Origin of the sequence: Glutamicibacter sp. PAEs-4, assembly GCF_051161755.1 — a bacterium.
Lineage (GTDB): Bacteria > Actinomycetota > Actinomycetes > Actinomycetales > Micrococcaceae > Glutamicibacter > Glutamicibacter nicotianae.
Map to the genome: position 1 here is coordinate 1,657,557 of NZ_CP195017.1, position 19,903 is coordinate 1,677,459.

Genomic DNA, 19,903 nt, shown 5'->3' on the forward strand with positions numbered 1-19,903 from the left:
GAACCTGAACGGTTCGGACGCTGGGCGGGTTTATCGCTGCAGTGGAAGCAGAAGCCCTAGATCCACATGGCCGGGTCGATGTACTCGGCCGGGTCCACCGCCGGCTTGTGCTCCTCGGGCCGGCGCGGACGGTTCTGCGCAGGGATTCCGGTGACGATCGACCCTGCCGGTGCATCCTTGACGACGACGGCGTTCGCGCCGATTGCCGAGTCGGCACCGATCACGATCGGCCCCAGGACCTTGGCCCCTGCGCCGATGACCACGCGGTCCCCGATGGTCGGGTGGCGCTTGACCTTGGCCAGCGACCGGCCGCCGAGGGTCACCCCGTGGTACAGCATCACGTCGTCGCCGATTTCGGCCGTCTCGCCAATGACGATGCCCATGCCGTGGTCGATGAAGAAGCGGCGGCCGATGGTCGCGCCGGGATGGATCTCGATGCCGGTCAGTGCGCGGTTCGCCTGGGATAGCAAACGGGCTGGCCATTTCAGTGCCGGGTTCTGCCACATCTTGTGGGCCAGCCGGTGCATCCAGATGGCGTGCAGCCCGGAATACACGAAGAAGTTTTCGGGATCGCTTCGCGCTGCCGGATCGTGCTGGCGTGCGTTAGCCAAATCCTCACGCAGGCGGGAGATAAAACTCATGAATACTACCTTAGTGGTTGCGGTTCGCCGCGGGACAATCCGCAGATGTCACACAGCAAATCGGCGCGAGCTGCACCGATAAAGGTCTCTCAATAGACCCAACGGTGGCTCACGCCGATTTATTCTGCTTCTGCAAATCTACTTAGCCGCGGATGTCATCGAAGAGCAGCGTGGAGATGTAGCGCTCACCGAAGTCGGGGATGATCGCAACGATCTGCTTGCCTGCATTTTCCTCGCGTGCGGCGACCTGCACGGCGCCCCATACGGCTGCACCAGCGGAGATGCCGCCGAGGATGCCTTCCTTGACGCCCAGCGCGCGAGCGGTCGACACCGAATCCTCGATGCTGGCATCCAGGACTTCGTCGTACAGTTCGGTATCGAGCACCTCTGGGATGAAGTTCGCGCCCAAGCCCTGGATCTTGTGCGGGCCCGGCTTTCCGCCATTGAGGATTGGGGAATCCTTCGGCTCCACTGCCACGATCTTCAGGTTCGGATTCTTTTCCTTCAGGTAGCGGCCTGCGCCGGTGATCGTTCCACCGGTACCGATGCCGGCAACCAGGATATCGACCTTGCCTTCGGTATCGGCCCAGATTTCCGGACCGGTAGTGTCTGCGTGCACCTGCGGGTTCGCGGTGTTGGCGAACTGCTGCGCCCAGATGGCGTTATCGGAGGTCGCAACGATCTCCTTGGCCTTCTCCACGGCGCCGCGCATGCCATCGGCGCCCGGAGTCAGCACGATCTCGGCACCGAAAGCGCGCAGCATGACGCGGCGCTCGGTGGACATGGTCTCAGGCATGGTCAACACGACCTTGTAGCCGCGAGCCGCGCCAACCATGGCCAGCGCGATGCCGGTGTTGCCGGACGTGCCCTCGACAATGGTGCCACCTGGCTTCAACGCGCCCGATGCCTCGGCTGCATCAACGATGGCCACGCCGATGCGGTCCTTGACGGAGTTGGCCGGGTTGTAGAATTCCAGCTTCACGGCAATGTTGCCTGGCAGGCCCTCGCCGACGCGATTCAGGTTCACCAGCGGAGTGTTGCCGACGACTTCGGTGACGTTGTTGTAGATCTTGCCCATCTTGTATGCAATCCTTACGTGTACTTTATGCAGCCGCAGATAGTTGCGGCGAAATAACTGCTGGAATCTGGCGTAACCGCCGGACACCCATCGGGTTCACAACTAACCCTAATAGGCCTAAAGCGCGACTAGGCTTCGTTTAGCCATTGAGCGTAATATTTCCTGACTTTTGCGAGCTTTGGATCGATAATCACCCGGCAATATCCGACTTCTTGGTTTTCGGAGTAATAATCCTGGTGAATTTGCTCGGCAGGATAGAAATCTTTCGACTCTTCCAGCGTGGTGACGATCGGATTGGGGTATACACGCGAGAACTTGTCGATGGCGGCCTCGAAAAGTTCGCGCTGTGCATCGTCGAGCGGGAACATCGCCGAGCGGTACTGGGTTCCAACATCGTAGCCCTGGCGGTTCAGCGTGGTCGGGTCGTGCACGGTGAAGAACATGTCCAGGATGACGTCGGCCGGAACCACTTGCGGATCGAAGATCACCGCGACACCTTCGGCATGACCGGTGGTGCCGCTGCAGACTTCGCGGTAGTTCGGATCCTTGGTGTGGCCGCCGATATATCCGGAAATTACCGCGTAGACGCCACGCGTTCGCTGGTACACGGCATCCAAGCACCAGAAGCAACCGCCAGCTAGCACGAAGGTGCTCAACTTGGTGTCCTGGACATCCAGGGTCGGGGTGAATTGATGAGGTGACTGAAGGCTGAGAATACTCACACAGTTCACAACGTTGCGGCGTTGCATTCTGTTCCATCCTCATTTGCACCGCGTAGTCTGGTTGGTATGCAGAGCAAGGCAAATAACTCGCAAGACCTGGGGAAGAGCAACGTTTCCCCGGAGGCCTCGACGCTCAAGCCCGTTACCGAAGAAAAGCCAGAGCAGCCGGTGGAAGACACCTCGGCTGCGCAGACCACCCTGGGTAACGTCCTTGAAGCCGCCGAGGAACTTTGGCCAAAGTCATTGGCCGAAGATTGGGATGCCGTTGGGCTGGTCACCGGGCGAACCGGCCAGCAGATTTCCAAGATCGTGATGGCTGTTGATCCAACGCTGGAGGTGATCGAGGACGCAATCGAGCGTGGGGCCGATCTGCTGATCACTCACCACCCGCTGCTGTTGCGCGGAGTCACCCAGGTTGCCGGCACGACATTCAAGGGTGAGGCCATCCACCGCCTGATTGAATCCGGTACCGCATTGCTGACCGCGCACACCAATGCCGACAGTGCCATCGGGGGCGTCAACGACGCGCTGGCCGATGCCTTCGGGCTGAAGGACTGCGTGCCGTTGGTGGAGTCCAAGGACGGGCTGCCCGAGGAAGGCCTGGGCCGGGTGGGCTTCTTGGAGAAGCCGATGAAGCTCGACGATTTCGCGGAACGCGTCTACACCGTGCTGCCGGCCGTCGCCGGCGGAGTGCGCGTCGCCGGAGACCGCAACGGAATCATCCGGAAGGTTGCCCTGTGCGGCGGCGCCGGCGATTCCCTGTTCGATGCGGTGCGCTCGCACCAGGCCGATGTGTACGTAACCGCCGACCTGCGCCATCACCCGGCAAGCGAAGCGCGCGAAGCTGCCAATGGCGGCTTCCCTTACCTGATCGACGTTTCCCACTTCGCTTCGGAATGGGTCTGGCTCTCGGCCGGTGCCCGCGCCTTGGGCAATGTGCTGAACGATCTGGGACATGCGGTGGAAATCGAGGTATCCCAGGTGAATTCCGATCCTTGGGACTTTGTCCTGACTCCATAGCCGGAGTTTGGCATGCTGCACCACGTAGAGATCTGGGTGGAGGATTTGGCAGCCAGCACAGCATCGCTGGGCTGGCTGCTGACCCGTCTGGGCTACACGGCCAATTCGCAATGGGCCAACGGCATCAGCTATTCCTGCGGCGATTTCTATATCGTCCTGGAATCAGGTCCGGATGCGAAGAAGCAACGTCATGACCGGCTGGCTCCAGGGCTGAACCATTTGGCCTTCCAAGCCGGCACCAGGCAGGCCGTCGACACGTTGGCCGCCGAAGCGCTGGAGCGCGGTTTCAGCCTCATGTTCGCGCATCTGCACCCATACGCCGGGGGAGCGCAGCACTATGCGGCCTATTTGGAGGATGCTTCCGGATTCGAAGTCGAACTGGTTGCAATGCAGCGATGATGCCATGCAGGCCTAGCGGAATTGCTCGGCTGGCACGGCATCATTCTCCTTCGCAACGCTCTCAGGCTGCGTGCTTCACGGTGGTGAACTGGTGGTCTTCTGGCAGCAGGATGTTCAGGGCCAGGCCTTTCTTGTCTTCCACCAGCGACGCTTCCCACTTGGTTTGGACCAGGTCGAGCAATTCTCCAGGATTCTTTGGTTCGACCGGCTGCTCGACCAGGAAGCGCGCGACCTCGCCCCGGGTGTGCTTGGCGAAATGCGAGACCACTTTCGGCGTTCCGTTGCGCATCTGGAAGACGTTGACCGCAACGGTGTTGCCACTGGCTGGCTTGTAGGCGGCTGCGTAGGTGCTCGACCGGGCGTCAACGATCAGCTGGCTGCCGGCCGCCTCATCGAGCACCGGGGCCAGCCGCTTCTTCCACCAGGTGGCCAGCTTGCCCAGCGGCTCGAGCTTGACCGACATGGACAAGCGGTAGGGCGGAATGCGATCGCCAAATCGCACGGCACCCCACAGTGCGGAGATCACGATGATGGATTCGTCGGCACGCCGCCGCGCGGCTTCTTCCAGGCTCGCGTAGCCCAGGGCTTCGAAGAGCACTCCCGAGTAGATATCGTGCGCCTTGGCGGCCGGCTCGGTGTGCAGGTTGATATTCCGTGCTACCTCATTGGCCAGCGAAGCTCCGACCCCCAGCAGGTCCATGGCATCGTCCCTTGCCGAGACTTCTGCAAGGGCGTCTAGCACCAGGCGGCGTTCGGCAGAGAGCTCCGGAAAAGAGAGATCTTCGATTTCGAAGGGAGCTCCTTCGGCGTGGGCGGTCTTGCCTTCGGAAGGCGGCAACAAAATAAGCACGCTCTCCAGCTTATCGGAGTCCACCTGCTGCTCTGCGCCGGCCATGTCCCCGCCGTGGCGACTCCGGCTGTGAGCGATCCAGTGTTCGAAAGTGGTCCGAAGGCTGTCCTGAACCGATTAGACTGGTAGTGAATGGGATGGCCAGACGGTCGCGTGGCAAGCAATTGTCCCGAGGAACGTCCGGGCTCCACAGAACAGGGTGGTGGGTAACGCCCACTCGGGGTAACCCGCAGGCTAGTGCCACAGAAAATAGACCGCCAGGTTTTCCTGGTAAGGGTGAAACGGTGGTGTAAGAGACCACCAGCACCCCAAGTGATTGGGGTGGCTAGGTAAACCCCACTCGGAGCAAGGTCAGACAGACTGCGTTATGAGGGCTGTTCGCCCCATGCAGTCGGGTGGACCGCTAGAGGCTGCCGGCAACGGCAGTCGTAGATAGATGACCGTCCCGCTTCGGCGCGACAAAACCCGGCGTATCGGCCATCCCATTCATTAATTCCTTCGCTGCATCCAGCCCTTCATTCCTGATCGCATCGCCCGGCCCTTGCCCGCTCGTGAGATGATTCACAGTTCCCGATCCGCGCTTTTTCAGCGCACGGTCTAGAATGGATCATGTACTTACGAGGATGATCCTGTTACCTCGTGCCACCGCAAAAGCAATGGTGCTTCCCACGGTGCCAACCGACTTCATGGATCTGCGAGTCGGCTGAATTGGAAGGATTTTCTGTGACCCAGCAGTCTGTCGTTGCCCAGCAAGAATGGAGCGGGCGCGAAGAGCTCGCCGAGGCCATGATTCCACTGATCGGACGTCTGTACCGCAAGAACAATGTGGTGACCTCCGTCTACGGCCGCAAGCTGATCAACCAGTCCGCCATCGACATCATCAAGGCCCACCGCGTCGTGCGCCGCATCGATGGCGAAGAGCTCGACCTGAACGACACCAAGGCGATCCTCGATGCCATCGAGTCCCTGAATGTCGGCTCGGTCTCCGTTGATCTCGGCCGTATGAACAAGAAGTTCAAGGAGTCCGGTTCCGCTGATCTGAACGCCTTCCTGGCTGATGAATTGGGCGAGAAGGTTGGCCAGGCTGGCGCAACCGACGCAGAACCGCAGGATGTCGTGCTGTACGGCTTCGGCCGCATCGGCCGCCTACTGGCCCGCATCCTCATCGAGCGCGGCGGCTACGGCCTGCGCCTGCGTGCCATCGTAGTCCGCAAGGGCGCGGAGAACGACTTGGTCAAGCGCGCCTCGCTGCTGCGCCGCGACTCGGTGCACGGCCGCTTCGACGGCTCGATCACCGTTGACGAGGAAAACAACACCATCCTCGCCAACGGCACCCTGATCAAGGTCATCTACTCGAATGACCCGACCACCATTGACTACACCGAGCACGGCATCGACAACGCCATCGTCGTCGACAACACCGGCCGCTGGCGCGACGAGGCCGGCCTGTCCCAGCACCTGCAGGCCAAGGGCGTTTCCCGTGTCCTGCTGACCGCACCCGGCAAGGGCGATCTGAAGAACATCGTTCACGGCATCAACGATTCGTGGATCACCGCAGAAGACAAGATTGTCACCGCTGCATCGTGCACCACCAACGCCATCACCCCTGTGCTCAAGGCGCTGAACGAGAAGTTCGGTGTTACCCACGGACACGTCGAGACCGTTCACTCGTTCACCAACGACCAGAACCTGATCGACAACTTCCACAAGGGCGAACGCCGCGGCCGCTCGGCAGCGCTGAACATGGTGATCACCGAAACCGGTGCCGCCAAGGCTGTTGCCAAGGCCCTGCCGGAGTTCGAAGGCAAGCTGACTGGCAACGCCATCCGCGTTCCTACCCCGGATGTCTCCATGGCGATCTTGAACCTCAACCTTGAGAACGAGACCACCAAGGAAGAGCTGAACGCCTACCTGCGCGAGACCTCGCTGACCTCGAACCTGCACAAGCAGATCGACTACATCGATTCGCCTGAGGTTGTTTCCACCGACTTCGTCGGCTCGCGCCGCGCTGGCATCGTTGACGGCCTGGCCACCATCGTGTCCGGCAAGAACGCTGTCGTCTACGTTTGGTACGACAACGAATTCGGCTACTCCTGCCAGGTAGTCCGCGTCATCGAAACCATGGCCGGCACCCACCCAGCCGCAGTGCCTTCAGTGAAGGCAGAAGCCGTCACCGTCTAGGACCTCAAGGGTTTCAGCTGAAGGGGCCATCCCAACGCATTGCGCGTTGGGATGGTCCCTTCTTCGGTTCTGTGCCTGCGATAGGAACGGTCTTGCCGGGTTTTCCTGATGCACGCTTTTCCGCGTCGTGGGCAGGACCGGACGGGGGTCCAGTATTCCCGGGGGTCGCTATCCTGTTTCCTGCGCTCAGAACCTATTGCCAGAGGAAGTGCCCTGTGCAAGGCTCGGGGCATGATGCGATCAACGAATCCGGCCCTGAACCACGGCGGGTGGCCCGCGGACATGTCGCTGTCCATGGATGATCACGCGCAGCCAATCCAGATGCTGTTGTTCATCCGGCAGGCCTGGGGTCTAGCCGAAGATCTCGCGCTGCCCCAGCTCAGCCCGGTTCCCGAGACGGGATCCTCGGCCCTGCCGGACGAAGCCGACCGGGACCTGTGGGAGCAACGGTGGATCCAGACCTGGTCGAACGCGTGGGTGGGAAAGGCGCAGGGTGCCCACCGTATCCCCGGGCTGGCGGCAACTACCGCGGCAACCGGTTCAGCCACCGGCAATGATTTCTGGACCCAGCAGTACGGCGACGAGGGGATCGACCTCATCGTGTTCGAGCAATGGGAACAGGTGTTCGATCCGTGGTTGGGATTGAATCCAGAACCGGTGCTGCGCAGTACGGAGGTCCAGCCGGTGCTGGTCGCCGCCTGGGAGCGCGGGTTGACGGATCTCATCGTGGTGCCGTGGGCTGGGTACTGCATGCACCGGCTAGGCGATTCGCACCTGGCAACCTCCTTCGAAACCGCCGCCAACTGGTCCCTGCTCAGGCAGGCGCTCGCAGAGTGGAGTCGCGCGCCGCTGACGTGAGGCGTCGCCAGTTGCTGCGGCGGTCTTCCGTCAACGACCATCTGCACATCAAGGCGAGGCATGGAGGCTGCGGATCCGGAGGCGCATCCGCTGCGCCGGACTGCTAGGCTCTACGCCATCGGGGATGGGATCGAGGTGGACCGATGGACAGGACCAGGGTACTGGCAGCACGCATGGCCAGCCAGCTTCTGCTGGAACCGGCAGAATCCACGCTGCAAGCCTCAGAGCACATGCTCGCCTTCCAGTCCCAGGACTTCGCTGCAGGACGCTACGGGCTGGCCCAGCGCTCCGCAGCGCAAGAATCCCGCCAGCAAGTCGACGCGCTGTTCGCCGAAGGTCAACTGGTCCGGTCATGGACCATGCGAGGCACGCTGCACATCTGCGTGGCCGAAGACGCGCGGTGGCTGGTGCGGGCTAGCCGTGAATGCACCATGCGCTCAGCGGCCGCACGCCTGCGCGGACTGCAGATCGACGCACAGGTCATTGACCAGGCTGCCGGCGTCATCAGCTCGCATTTGCAGGAGTCCGGACAGGCCAGCCGAACCGGGCTCTTCAACGTGCTGAACCGGCACGGAATCGAGACGGACAAGCAACGCGGCTTGCACCTGCTGCAGGTCCTTGCCCTGGACGGTTTGATCTGCCTCGGGCCCATACCGGATGCTGCTAAGCTCATCGCCCAGGACTTCGTGCTCGTCGATCAATGGATCGCACGGCACCGGGAACCAGCGGATCCGCTGGCGGAAATATTGCGCCGCTATCTCAGCTCCCATGGGCCAGCCACCATCCGCGACGCAGCCTGGTACGCGGGGCAGACGCTTTCTGCCATGAGAACTGCTGCCCAAGCCCTTGGTGACGTGCTGGTCAGCGCAGGCAACGATGAGCGAGGAGAAGACTATTGGGTCATTGCCGGAAGCCTGGCCCACCGCGAGCTTGAAACGCCGCAGTCCACCCGGTTGCCGCTGCGCCTGCTGGGTCCCTTTGACGAGTACTACCTGGGCTATGCGGATCGGGCGCTGGCAGCCGATGAGCAGATGGCCCAGCAGATCCTGCCGGGAAAGAATGGCATGTTCCTGCCCTTCTGGCTTGAACAAGGCAGGGCGGCAAGGCTCTGGAATGCAGAAGCAGCGCCGACCGATCGACTCGGTGCGGCGCTGCATCAGCGGTATCTGGACTTCAAGACCGCCCGGTAGGCGGCTGCCTGGCAATCGACACTGGCCTAGTGGCCGAAGGGATCCTCATCGGTACCCGGCAACCAGGTATTGCCCGGTACGCCCCAGCCAAGAGCCTTCTTGGCCTTCTTCCACTTCTTTTCCCAGCGCGGCTGCAGCTTGTCCACGTACAGCAGGCCATCCAGATGGTCGTACTCGTGCTGCATGATGCGGGCGAACCAGCCATGGGCCTCGAAGGCGACCGGCTTGCCGAACTCATCGAAACCCTCCACCTTCGCATAGTCGGCGCGCTGCAGCGGGTAGTTCAAGCCCGGTACGGACAAGCAGCCCTCCGAATGGTCATCGGGATGGGCAGGAGCCTGCGAAACCTTCGAAAGGGTCAGCTTGGGATTGATCACCACACCGCGCTCGGGAGCATCGTCCTGGTCCGCGAAGACGTAGGTGAATATGCGCAGGCCCAAACCGATCTGCGGAGCGGCCAAGCCGACACCGTGCGCCTCATCCATGGTGACGTGCATATCGGCAACGAGCTCGCGCAAGGCGTCGTCGAACTCGGTGACCTCCACCGCACGCTGGTGAAGTACGGGTTCTCCGTAAACAGTGATCTGCCGAATAGGCACGTGATCAGTTCCTTTCAAAAGTGCTTAGAGTGCTCGTCCAATAGTTTCACGCATGATCTCACTTGTGCCACCGAAAATGGTCAGCAAGCGCGAGGCGGTGAACGACTGGGCGATCGGGTACTCCATGATGTAGCCGTAGCCGCCATGGATCTGCAACGCCTTGTCGGAAAGCTTCTTGGCGCTCTCACTAGCCCAAAGCTTGACCTCCGCGGCCTCTGCAGGATCCAGCTCGCCATCGTTGAACGCCAGCACAGCCCGATCCACGAAGCTCTGGGTGACATGCGCCTCAGTCTTCAGGTTGGCCAGCTCGAAACGGGTGTTCTGGTACTCGGTCAGCGCCTGGCCGAAAGTGGAGCGGTTCTGCGCATGCTCCAGCGCCTGCTCGAAGGACGCGGTGCAGATCGCCGACGCTGCTACGGCAATGGCCAAGCGGGCCTGGGGGAGGTGCGCCTTGACGTAGGACAGGCCCTGGCCGACTTCGCCAACCAGATCGGCAGCCGTAACGCGGACATCGTCGAAGAACAGCTCCGCGGTATCAGAAGCGCGCAACCCGATCTTGTCGAAGGGGCTGCCATTGGTGTACCCCTCGGAACGCTCGACCATGAACAACGAGAAGGACTGCTCGGTGGCCCGTCCGCTTTCGCCATCGGTACGCGCCAGCACCAGCGCGGCATCTCCGAAGGCCGCATTGCCGATGAAAGTCTTCTGCCCGCTGATCAGCCAGTCATCTCCATCTCGGACCGCCTTGGTGCGTACGGCACGCAGGTCGGACCCCGCGCCAGGCTCGGTAAACGCGCAGGAGGTAATGGTGGAGCCATCGACCATGCGCGGCAGCCACTTGTCCTTGAGCTCGGCAGAACCGTAGGACAGCAGATAAGGCAGAACCAGATCGTCATGCAGGTGGAATGCCAATGCCACGGCCAGATGCCCGGCACGCACGAACTCCTCGTCAAGCACTACACGGAAGCGGTAGTCATCGATCCCCATGCCACCGAACTCCTCGGGCACGGCAAGACCCAGCAGGCCGTTTTCGCCGGCGGCCTGCCACACCTCACGAGGGATCTGGTGCTCCTTCTCCCACTGGGCGTATTTGCCGGAAATCTCCCGGGCATTGAACTCCATAGCCAGTTCACGGAACTGCTCGTGGTCCTCTTCAAAGAGCGCGCGTTTCACAGGGGAGTACCTTTCGGTGGGTAGAACGAAGGCATGTAGCTCACTGGCTTGCCGAAGTACATGATCCATTATGGTTGCTCAGGCCAATTCATGCCTATTCGCCAGGGCAAACAACGATTCAAGTCACCAAATAACGCAAAAAGTCTCGAAAAACACGGGGTTAGACCTCGAAACGCCGAGCATTCGAACATACTTTCGAATCAGTGTTTCAACCTGCCGAAATATGACTTAATGCCTCATTTGGGCGGCGTTGCGCTCGCCGGTAGGGCCGAGTTTCCTGTTCATCTAGGCGCTTCCGTATCGTGCTTGCAGCTGGCCTCGGTAATGGACTGGGCTTGCCGGTCTTGCCCGTGCCTGGACTCGTGACTTTGCGTGGCGCGCAGCCCGATGCGTCTGGGTGCCCCGTGTGGTTGACGCTCCATTTGGACGGTTGATAGGCGGATTGCAGGTCGCTCTGGGCGGGGAGCAGCGAGGCAGCGTGACGAGGAGCTCGTCTGTTCAGTGAAACCGTTTTGCCCGTCTTGGGCATGACCTTGTATCTCACGGGTTCATGCGATGGCTGTCGGCGGTATGAAGTCGAACACTGAGCCAGGAAATGTGCCGCCGTGGTCATGGAGCTCCACAGTGCTGGAAGCAAAAAAGATCTGGTTCAGAATTTCCATTCCAAACCAGATCTTTCGAACTGGGGTGAGTAACGGGGTTTGAACCCGCGACCTTCTGGACCACAACCAGACGCTCTACCGACTGAGCTATACCCACCATGTCTACTTCGATACTAGTCAGAAGCAATAGCGCTCAAGATTTCGTACCGGGCAACGAAAATTACTATACACGCATTCGAGCCAGAAATACCAATTCGCCCAGTGCTGCCAATGGGATTGTGACGCGATGCTCATGATTCGTGATTGGGAACCTGTCGTGCGCTGCTGATCTGGCATAACGGGTGATGTTCAGTGCCATGCTGTTGCCCTTGCCTGCGGCGCCTGGTGCCACAGTGGTATGGCAAGTGAGGCGGATAACCTGGCTCCATGAGGATGGACGAAAGCCGCTCTAGTTCGACCTAACGGCACGAATCGCTGATGGGGGAGTCGTGGACGTTGATGATCTTTTGGAAGTGCTGGATTCCGGCCAGCGAATTGCCGCCGGTTCTGAGCTGCATGCTCTCATGCATAGCGCGAGCCAGGACGCGTTGCGCATCTGCGCGGAATTGAATAGCGGCTACCGCAGTCCACATGAAGTGCACGAGCTCCTCCGGCAATTGACCGGCAGGCATGTTGACGATTCGGTGGTGTTGTTCCCGCCGTTCAACTCGGACTTTGGACGCAATATCAAACTGGGCAAGCGCGTCTTCATCAATGCCGGGTGCAAGTTCCAGGACCAGGGCGGCATCAGCATCGGGGACGAGTGCTTGGTCGGCCATAACGTCGTCGTGGCTACGCTCAACCATGATCTCGATCCTGCCCGTCGAGCTGACATGCTTCCGGCCCCGGTGAGCATTGGGCGCAATGTCTGGGTTGGCGCGAATGCGACGATACTTTCCGGCGTGACGATCGGCGACAATGCTGTGGTTGCTGCTGCCTCGGTGGTAACCAAGGATGTTCCTGCTGGTGCAGTGGTGGTCGGATCGCCAGCCAGGGTGGTGCGCACGGTCTGATTCTGCGCGGCGGTGCAATCTGGCGTGCGGGGAAAGCAAAAGACTCGACTCGGAATTTCCATTCCGAATCGAGCCTTTACTGCTGGGGTGAGTAACGGGGTTTGAACCCGCGACCTTCTGGACCACAACCAGACGCTCTACCGACTGAGCTATACCCACCATATTCGCTTCGATACTAGTCAGAACGCTTTTGCGAATCGATTCCGTATCGGGCAACGAGAAATACTATACACGTATTTTCCGCTTGGACGCCAATCGGAAAGCCCCTGGGCCACTGTGCAGTGCATCACCCATGCCCCAGGGGCTCATCCCTGGCAGCTAGCCGGCGCTCTGGCTGATCCCCGTGGCGATCTTCCGGGCCTCGTCGGAGGTTGGGCCTGGAGCCGGAACCATGATGGCTTGGCGGTAGTAGCGAAGCTCATTGATCGAGTCCTGGATGTCGCCCAGCGCCCGGTGGTTGCCGGTCTTGGCCGGAGCGCCATAGTGGGCCTTCGGGAACCAGCGGCGGCTCAGTTCCTTCAGGGTCGACACATCGATAATGCGGTAGTGCAGGTGCTCGATGACCTCGGGCATATCGCGGGCCAAGAAGTTCTTGTCGGTTCCCACCGAGTTGCCGCCGAGCAGCGCCTTCTTCGGCTCCGGAACGTGCTTCTTGATGTAGTCGACCACCAGGCGCTGGGCTTCGGCCATGGAAATGCCGTTCTCCAGCTCGGGCAGCAGGCCGCTGGCCACATGCATATTGCGCACGAAGTCATCCATCTGCGCCAGAGCCGCCGGCTCGGGCTTGATGACAACCTGGATGCCCTCATCGACGATCTCCAGATCCGAGTCGGTAATGAGCACCGCTACTTCGATCAATGCGTCATTAACCAGATCCAATCCGGTCATCTCGCAATCGATCCATACAATTTTTTCTGAATTACTAGCCACGCAACCAATCTACACTTCAGCGAACGCTGTGGGGGAGCGCACCCTCTTAACGGCGCGGAAGAACAGTGTCCCAACCGGACCGAAGGCATGGTGAATGCTAAAATCGTCTGAGATTTCCGGCTGTTGACGTGCCACGCCCGCAAGGGCAAAGCGCAGGCGACGCTGGCCTAATTACTCTCGAACTCATGTCCGTTACAGCCCGAGGTGCCAACGTGTCAGCCAGCAACCCAGCCGCAGTGAGCTCCCCGCCCTACGCTGGAGTGAACAGGACCCTTCTCAGCGGCGTCATCGGTTCCTCCCTGATCCTCTTCGGATCCTTCGGCACCGGCTGGCTGGCCAGCGTCTCCCCGCTGAACCGCGACCCGTTCTTCATCATGCTGCGCACCGAACCGGCCGGCGTGATTGCGTGCGTGATCCTGCTGGCCCTGGGCTGCTGGCTGCTCTTCCGCTCGTGGTGGCGGCTGGGACAGAAGCTCAAGGGCTGGGGCGAAGGGTCGCTGAAGGTGGTCCGCCGCGCCGTCTGGCTGTGGAGCATCCCGATGCTCGTCACCCTGCCGATCATGAGCCGCGACGTGTTCGCCTACATCGGCCAGGGCCGTTTGGTCGACGCCGGGCAGGATCCCTACGTTGACGGCATTTCCTCGCTGAACAACTGGTTCCAGCTGGGAACCGACACGATGTGGGCCCAGGACGGAACACCCTACGGCCCGCTGTACCTGAGCATCGAATGGCTTGTGGTCAACATTGTCGGCGGCTCCACCGACGTGGCCATCCTGGCTTTCCGCGCCATCGCGTTCATCGGCGTGCTGCTGTGCCTGCACTTCGTGCCGAAGCTGGCCGAACTGCACGCGGTGTCCGGAGCCAAGGCCACCTGGATGACCGTGGCCAACCCGCTGTTCCTCGTCAACTTCGTGGCCAGCGCGCATAACGACTCGCTGATGACCGGCCTGGCCGTATGGGCCGTCTACCTGGCCTGCAAGCGCCACGGATTCTGGGCGGTGGTCGTGCTCGCCGCCTCGGTTGGCGTCAAGCCGATCACCCTGGTGCTGCTGCCGTTCATCGGCCTGCTCTGGGCAGGCCCGGACGCCAGATGGCCGCGCCGCATCCTGTACTGGTTCTACACCGGCATGCTGTTCCTCGCGCTGATGACCCTGGTGGGCTGGCTCAACGGCTACTGGTTCGGCTGGCTCTCGGTCATGCTCAACTACACCGGCGCCGGATTCTCGATCTACGCTCCGCTGGGCCTGGCGACCGTGGGCATCCAGAACATCTTCCATTCCTTCGGCCTGGATCCCGGCGGCGTGCTCGATGTGGTCAAGACCGCTGGACGCTTGATCGGCGTGGTGATCGCCTTCGTGCTGATGTTCCGCGGCAAGTATTCGCACCTGGTGCAGCGCATGGCCATTGCGTTCACCGCGATTGTCGTGCTCTCCCCGGTGATCCAGCCGTGGTACCTGCTGTGGCTGCTGCCGTTCTTCGCCGTCACCGGGCTGCGCGACGACTGGCAGATGCTGTGGCTGCACCTGACCACCATCTTCTTCCTCGCCTACCAGGCCGCTGACCAGATCTTCGTCTGGCAGTTCCTGCAGGAGTCGCTGGTTCCGCGCGTCCAGCTGATTTCCTGGGGCATCTCGATTGCCTGCGCCGTGTACCTGGTCTTCTTCGATCCGAAGACCAAGAACATCTGCGCCGATCTGCTCAGCTCGACGAACTGGCTCAAGAAACTCAAGAAGGCCTAGTGGCAGTGCAGGAGCGAAAGCTGGAACCGCAACGCGCAAGCCTGCGGTCATTGTCCTGGCAAGGGTTCATCGCCTCGGCGCTGATCACCGTTGCCTCCTGGGGAATCGGCTGGTTCCCGCGCAACCAGCTTTCCCCGCTGGCCCGCACCGGCTTCTTCATCGAGTTCCGCACCGATGCGCCGGGGGTCATCATCTGCATCGTGCTGATGGCCGTGGGCATCGTCTGGCTGACCCGGACCTGGATTCTCGCCCGGCCATGGGTGCAGAGCGCAGGCGAGATCTCCCGGAAAGAACTGAGCCGCCTGCTGGCCATGTGGTCCGCCCCGCTGATGCTCAGCTTCCCGATCCTCAGCCGCGATGTCTACTCCTATCTGGCGCAGGGCCGGATGCTGCACGCCGACAAGTCCCCGTACGCCGAAGGCATCTCCGCGCTGCCCGGCTGGTTCGACGGGGGATCCGACGGCCTCTGGGCGCAGTCGCCCTCGCCCTACGGGCCGTTCTTCCTGGTGCTCTCGCGCATCATCTACTTCGTCTCGAACGGCATCCCCGAAGTCGGCGTGGGCCTGCTGCGCATCATCGCCGTGCTCGGCGTCTGGGGCTGCTACCACTACACCGCGAAGCTGGCAGCGAAAATGGGGCAGAGCCCCAACTGGGCCAACTGGGCGATCGTGGGCAATCCGCTGTTCCTGCTGACCATGATCGGCGGAGTCCACAACGACGCGCTGATGATTGCCGGCGTCTTCAGCGCCTTCGCCTACGCCTATGACCGCCGCCCGATGGCGGCCACCATGGCCCTGGCCATCGCCGTATCGGTCAAGCCCATCGTGCTGCTGGTGCTGCCATTCATCGGACTGGTGCTGCTTGGCCGCACCCGCACGATGCGCGCACGCTGGAAGATCTGGGTCAAGGTCGCGGCCATGTCTCTGACCTGGCTGCTGCTGATCGGCGCCGTCACCAACCTCTGGTTCGGCTGGCTGCCTGCCATGTTCACCGCGGGAGACGCGGCGTTCCCGTATGCTCCGGTCGGACTGATTGGCTGGTCGGTGAGCAACCTCGCAGGCCTGTTCGGTGCCGATATTTCGCTGGTGAATACCATCGTGGTGGCCATCTTCCAGCTGCTGTCCCTGGTGATCGTCGCGCGCTTGGCGCTGGCCAAGGACGCCTCCAGTCCGGTGCGCCTGGCGGCCTGGGCGCTTTCCGCGGTGGTGCTGCTCGCTCCGATCATCCAGCCCTGGTACATCCTGTGGCTGATTGCGCTGTTCGCCATTTCGCACAGGGTTGCCTGGGGATCGGAAAAGCTGATGATCCACGCATCGAGCATCATCCTGGTGGCGGTCTTCGTCGACCAGCTTTCCATCGAGCAGTGGCATTCGGCTTGGCTGATGAAGTCGCTGGCCGGCGTGGTGGTCCTGGGCCTGTTCGCCGCGCTCTTCACCGCCGATGCCGCCACCAAGCGGGTGCTGCGCGGGCCGGAAGCATAGCCAAGCTCACAGTCCGCAGCTCAGCTTCCTCACGGATTATTCCGCTTAGATGGAAATATGCAAACGATGTTCTGGCCAGCGACTATCGCGATCCTCGGCGGCGCCTTCTTCCTGGCCTCCGCCGGCATCTTCCTGCTGGCCGTGCAATACCGCCGCCACGGACGGCTGTCCTGGCGCCGCACCATAACGACAGCCACCGCGGCGATCTACGGCTTCGGGCTGTTCAGCTACACCATGCTCCCGCTGCCCTCCTCGCGCGACGAATTCTGCCGGCCGGGCGTGGCCATCCCGCAGCTGGTTCCAGGACGGTTCTTCGACGACTTCAAGCTGGTTATCGTGGAACGCGGGCTCAGCGGATTCGCAACCAGCTTCACGCTGTGGCAGGTGCTGTTCAACATCATCCTGTTCATGCCACTGGGGATCTTGGCCGTGCGCTGGCTGCGCGGCAACATCATCACCGGGGTGCTGCTGGGCTTCGCCGCCTCGCTGGCCATCGAGCTGACCCAATACACCGGCATCTGGGGGCTGTACACCTGCGCCTACCGCGTGGCCGATGTCGATGACCTGATCACCAACACCGCCGGCGCGCTGCTCGGCGCGGTCATCGCCTACCTGCCGATGTTCCGTTTCCTCTCGGGCCCCGTAGAAGCCGACGCCGCCCAGGCGCCGGTGCGGCCGGTCACCCGGGCACGCCGGGCACTGGCCAACGTCTTCGATGCGGGCTTCACCTCCGGTGCGCTGTTCGTCATCAGCGCCGCGCTGGAACTCCTGGAGCGACTGGGCGGCATGGAATTCGGCAAACAGTGGATGAACTTCTGGCTGCCGCTGATCGTGGTCTTCTTCGTCTTCTGGCTGCCGAGCCTGGCCCCGGGGCGGGCCACCCTCGGCCAGCGCTGCGCCTGGCTGATGGTCGCCAGCAAGCAGGGCGGGCCGTCCCCGGCAGGCAGGGCGTTGCTGCGCAGCCTGCTCGGGTTTGGCGGGATCAACTTCCTTTTCCAGATTTCCACCAGCATGGACGAGATCAGCGTCTACCCGCTGCTGAACATGCTTGCTGTGATCTATATCGCGATCAGCGCCTTCTACTTCATCTTCGACGCAGATCACCGGGGGCTGGCCGGAAAAATCAGCGGAACCGGATTCATCGACCGCCGCGCACTTTGACCCATGGCACCCCGGCAATGCCGGGCGCAAGCTAAAATGGAACGCGGTGGTCTGCGCCTTTCGGCGCGGTCCAGCACAACTCGCGTTTGAAGACATACCGTTAATCTCAAAAGATAGGTCTGCTCAGCAGCATGGAAGATAACAAACCAGAGGTCCCGGCCGAACCGCACCGCGCCGTCCTAGGCACGGCCGTAGGCGCGACGGTCCTCATTGCCGTCGGTGCATTCGTGCTCTCATTCGCGGCGTTGACCGACCTGGCAGAACGCTCGGGCATCAGCCCGCGCCTGGCATGGATCTGGCCAATCATCATCGACGGCATGATCGTTGCCGCCACCGTGGCCATCGTGGCCCTGAACGGCTTCAACCGCAAGGCCATGATCTACCCGTGGTCGCTGCTGTTCTTCGGCGCGATTGTTTCCACCGCGGCGAACTCCACCCATGCAATCCTGACCGTGGACTCCATCGAGAACGGCGTGCCGCCGCTGGTGTCCGCGCTGGTCGCCGCCATGCCGCCAATCGTCCTGCTGGCCATCACCCACCTGACCGTGCACATGTACCAGAAGAAGTCCGAAGCCGCGAAGCTGCGTGCCGAACTGGAGTACGACGAGGAAAAGGAAAACGCCGAGAAGTACGGCGTGGCCTATGACGATGGCTACAACGCGGCCTTGGCCGACACCAAGACCGCCGAGGAAGAACGCCTGGCCGCCCTGGAGCAGGAGCACCAGGACGCGCTGGCCCGGGCCCGCGCCGAAGGCATCGCCGCAGGCCGATCGGACTCGAAGGTCACCCCGATCAAGCAGAATGCGCAGCCAGCCAAGGAGACCAAGGCCGCCGCGCAGAAGAACGGCGAGGACAAGGCTCCATTGTTCGACGACATGGCCAAGCGCCTGTCCCGTCCATAGGACCCAGCCGCACCCGGTTGGCGCGTGAACACGAACTGAAGGACAGCATTTCAACAGAAGCTGAAGCATCCAGGAGGCATCAATGATGGATCCGGCGCAGGGCCAGGGGCACGACGAGTTCTCCGAGCAGATTGCGGCCGCCGTTGAGCAGTACAAGTCGGTGACCGGCGAACTGAATACCGTCATGTCTGCCATGAAGGCGAAGATCCGCCGGCTCTTCGCCAATTCCGAGGTGCAGCCGCTGTTCATCACCGGCCGGGTGAAATCGCCGCAATCCTTTGCGGCCAAGGCATCGCGCCGCCTGCAGGAGAATTCCGAGACCGCCCCGGTGCTCGAATTCCCCAACCCGCTGCGCGAAATCCACGACATGGTCGGCATCCGCATCATAGTGATGCTGCCCCATGAGATCCAGCAGGTAGCCAGCCTGATCAAGTCGCACCGCGACTCCTTCGACTGCCGCAGCGACCGCGAGAAGGACATCGGCTCGGTGGAGTCCGGAACCTACGGCTACTCCTCGCGCCACCTGCTGCTCAAGACCCGCAGCGAGCCGGTCGTGCGCAAATTCCAGGAAGCCCTCGGCAAGCCGGTGGTGGCCAGCGGCAACTTCGTCTTCGAGGTGCAGATCCGCACTGTGCTGCAGCATGCCTGGTCCGAAATGGAACATGACATCCGCTTCAAGCATCCCGGCGAAGCCGCCTGGAATCCGCAGATCGACCGCCACTTCACCGCGACCGCGGCGATGCTGGAGACGGTCGAGGACTACTTCACCGACATCGACGAGCTGTACCACCGGCTCAACGGCTACCACGATCAGCAGGGCGCCGGATCGGAGCCGCTGACCGGGGAGAAGATCGGCGAAATCTGGCAGACGCTGCTGCCGCATGTTGACCGCAAGCGCGATGACGACTGGTCCTGGGCCGCGGAGCTGCTCGGCGCCCACGGCATCGGCCAAACCTGGCAGCTGGCGCAGCTGCTGGACGCGAATGTGGTCACGGACGTGCGTGCCGCGCTGGACCACCGCTATTCGCCGGGCCCGGACCGGCTGCTGGACGACGTGCTGCTCTGGCGCTTCGGCAAGGACCACATTGAGAAGACCAGCGGGGGAGACCTGCGCCGCGAAGCCTCGTTGCGCCGCCGCCTGATCCAGATGATGGACTACCGCTCGCAGCTGGGCGCCAGGAACTGACCGGGCATCGAATTCTTTAACCAGCTCAACCCCGGAACTGTTAGTTTGTGCACGTTCGGCCAGCCGCGGAGCCGTTGGCCGGTAGACTAGTCAAGTTGCCCAATTTCTGGGCCGCACAGCTTTATTACCCGCGTGAAAG

At 61.9% G+C, this 19,903-nt stretch carries 18 protein-coding genes, 2 tRNA genes and 1 other RNA gene; 12 read left to right on the forward strand and 9 right to left on the reverse strand.

Annotation, left to right across the window (positions count from 1 at the left end):
* Positions 1-56: 56 nt before the first annotated feature.
* The 3 genes from epsC to msrA form a co-directional block, all read right to left on the reverse strand.
* Positions 57-641: a serine O-acetyltransferase EpsC gene (gene epsC / locus ACR9WD_RS07815; protein ID WP_038990962.1), complete on the reverse strand. Its 585-nt coding sequence runs from the start codon at positions 639-641 to the stop codon at positions 57-59.
* 142 nt (positions 642-783) lie between these two features.
* Positions 784-1,719: a cysteine synthase A gene (gene cysK, locus ACR9WD_RS07820; protein WP_038990964.1), complete on the reverse strand. Its 936-nt coding sequence runs from the start codon at positions 1,717-1,719 to the stop codon at positions 784-786.
* 128 nt (positions 1,720-1,847) lie between these two features.
* Entirely contained in the window at positions 1,848-2,375 is a 528-nt protein-coding gene (gene msrA / locus ACR9WD_RS07825) for a peptide-methionine (S)-S-oxide reductase MsrA (RefSeq protein ID WP_038990965.1), read from the reverse strand.
* A 132-nt stretch (positions 2,376-2,507) separates the two neighbouring features.
* Here msrA and ACR9WD_RS07830 point away from each other — a divergent pair, with 132 nt between their 5' ends.
* Positions 2,508-3,461 (forward strand): Nif3-like dinuclear metal center hexameric protein, encoded by a 954-nt coding sequence (locus ACR9WD_RS07830; RefSeq protein ID WP_038990966.1) that lies wholly within the window; start codon positions 2,508-2,510, stop codon positions 3,459-3,461.
* Between the two features lie 12 nt (positions 3,462-3,473).
* Positions 3,474-3,860, forward strand: a complete 387-nt coding sequence (locus ACR9WD_RS07835; RefSeq protein WP_149596867.1) for a VOC family protein — start codon at positions 3,474-3,476, stop codon at positions 3,858-3,860.
* Positions 3,861-3,921: 61 nt separating this feature from the next.
* Here the strand turns inward: ACR9WD_RS07835 and ACR9WD_RS07840 are convergent, their stop codons facing one another.
* The gene (locus ACR9WD_RS07840; RefSeq protein WP_285676025.1) at positions 3,922-4,710 is read right to left on the reverse strand and encodes a YaaA family protein; all 789 of its coding nucleotides are present in this window, start codon (positions 4,708-4,710) and stop codon (positions 3,922-3,924) included.
* A gap of 133 nt (positions 4,711-4,843) precedes the next feature.
* Here ACR9WD_RS07840 and rnpB point away from each other — a divergent pair.
* The 4 genes from rnpB to ACR9WD_RS07860 all read left to right on the forward strand — a co-directional run bounded on the left by rnpB (position 4,844) and on the right by ACR9WD_RS07860 (position 8,939).
* An RNA gene (gene rnpB, locus ACR9WD_RS07845) (RNase P RNA component class A) lies at positions 4,844-5,199 on the forward strand.
* A 234-nt stretch (positions 5,200-5,433) separates the two neighbouring features.
* Positions 5,434-6,891, forward strand: a complete 1,458-nt coding sequence (locus tag ACR9WD_RS07850) for a glyceraldehyde-3-phosphate dehydrogenase (protein ID WP_432651888.1) — start codon at positions 5,434-5,436, stop codon at positions 6,889-6,891.
* Positions 6,892-7,122: 231 nt separating this feature from the next.
* Positions 7,123-7,749 (forward strand): hypothetical protein, encoded by a 627-nt coding sequence (locus ACR9WD_RS07855; protein WP_434923142.1) that lies wholly within the window; start codon positions 7,123-7,125, stop codon positions 7,747-7,749.
* Between the two features lie 143 nt (positions 7,750-7,892).
* The gene (locus ACR9WD_RS07860) at positions 7,893-8,939 is read left to right on the forward strand and encodes a winged helix DNA-binding domain-containing protein (RefSeq protein ID WP_434923143.1); all 1,047 of its coding nucleotides are present in this window, start codon (positions 7,893-7,895) and stop codon (positions 8,937-8,939) included.
* A 26-nt stretch (positions 8,940-8,965) separates the two neighbouring features.
* Here the strand turns inward: ACR9WD_RS07860 and def are convergent, their stop codons facing one another.
* The 3 genes from def to ACR9WD_RS07875 form a co-directional block, all read right to left on the reverse strand.
* A complete protein-coding gene (def, locus tag ACR9WD_RS07865) occupies positions 8,966-9,538 on the reverse strand; it encodes a peptide deformylase (protein WP_434923144.1) in 573 nt (190 codons plus the stop codon).
* A 24-nt stretch (positions 9,539-9,562) separates the two neighbouring features.
* Positions 9,563-10,711: an acyl-CoA dehydrogenase family protein gene (locus tag ACR9WD_RS07870; protein WP_434923145.1), complete on the reverse strand. Its 1,149-nt coding sequence runs from the start codon at positions 10,709-10,711 to the stop codon at positions 9,563-9,565.
* Positions 10,712-11,394: 683 nt separating this feature from the next.
* Positions 11,395-11,470, reverse strand: a tRNA-His gene (locus ACR9WD_RS07875).
* 331 nt (positions 11,471-11,801) lie between these two features.
* Between ACR9WD_RS07875 and ACR9WD_RS07880 the strand changes: the two genes are divergently transcribed.
* Positions 11,802-12,365 (forward strand): DapH/DapD/GlmU-related protein, encoded by a 564-nt coding sequence (locus ACR9WD_RS07880; protein WP_434923146.1) that lies wholly within the window; start codon positions 11,802-11,804, stop codon positions 12,363-12,365.
* Positions 12,366-12,448: 83 nt separating this feature from the next.
* Here the strand turns inward: ACR9WD_RS07880 and ACR9WD_RS07885 are convergent.
* Positions 12,449-12,524: transfer RNA gene (locus ACR9WD_RS07885), tRNA-His, on the reverse strand.
* A gap of 159 nt (positions 12,525-12,683) precedes the next feature.
* Complete coding sequence (gene orn / locus ACR9WD_RS07890; protein WP_073706293.1) at positions 12,684-13,295, reverse strand: oligoribonuclease; 612 nt, start codon at positions 13,293-13,295, stop codon at positions 12,684-12,686.
* Between the two features lie 212 nt (positions 13,296-13,507).
* On the opposite strand from orn, the gene mptB (ACR9WD_RS07895) reads away from it, so the two are divergent.
* The 5 genes from mptB (ACR9WD_RS07895) to ACR9WD_RS07915 all read left to right on the forward strand — a co-directional run bounded on the left by mptB (ACR9WD_RS07895) (position 13,508) and on the right by ACR9WD_RS07915 (position 19,764).
* Positions 13,508-15,034 (forward strand): polyprenol phosphomannose-dependent alpha 1,6 mannosyltransferase MptB, encoded by a 1,527-nt coding sequence (gene mptB / locus ACR9WD_RS07895; RefSeq protein WP_254590209.1) that lies wholly within the window; start codon positions 13,508-13,510, stop codon positions 15,032-15,034.
* Positions 15,034-16,515: a polyprenol phosphomannose-dependent alpha 1,6 mannosyltransferase MptB gene (gene mptB, locus ACR9WD_RS07900; RefSeq protein WP_073706291.1), complete on the forward strand. Its 1,482-nt coding sequence runs from the start codon at positions 15,034-15,036 to the stop codon at positions 16,513-16,515. Before mptB (ACR9WD_RS07895) ends, mptB (ACR9WD_RS07900) begins: the two co-directional genes overlap by 1 nt.
* A gap of 57 nt (positions 16,516-16,572) precedes the next feature.
* Positions 16,573-17,676 (forward strand): VanZ family protein, encoded by a 1,104-nt coding sequence (locus ACR9WD_RS07905; RefSeq protein WP_434923147.1) that lies wholly within the window; start codon positions 16,573-16,575, stop codon positions 17,674-17,676.
* A 131-nt stretch (positions 17,677-17,807) separates the two neighbouring features.
* Positions 17,808-18,578 (forward strand): DUF2637 domain-containing protein, encoded by a 771-nt coding sequence (locus tag ACR9WD_RS07910; RefSeq protein WP_052253742.1) that lies wholly within the window; start codon positions 17,808-17,810, stop codon positions 18,576-18,578.
* Between the two features lie 82 nt (positions 18,579-18,660).
* The gene (locus ACR9WD_RS07915; RefSeq protein ID WP_066138183.1) at positions 18,661-19,764 is read left to right on the forward strand and encodes a GTP pyrophosphokinase; all 1,104 of its coding nucleotides are present in this window, start codon (positions 18,661-18,663) and stop codon (positions 19,762-19,764) included.
* The last annotated feature ends 139 nt before the right edge of the window (positions 19,765-19,903 follow it).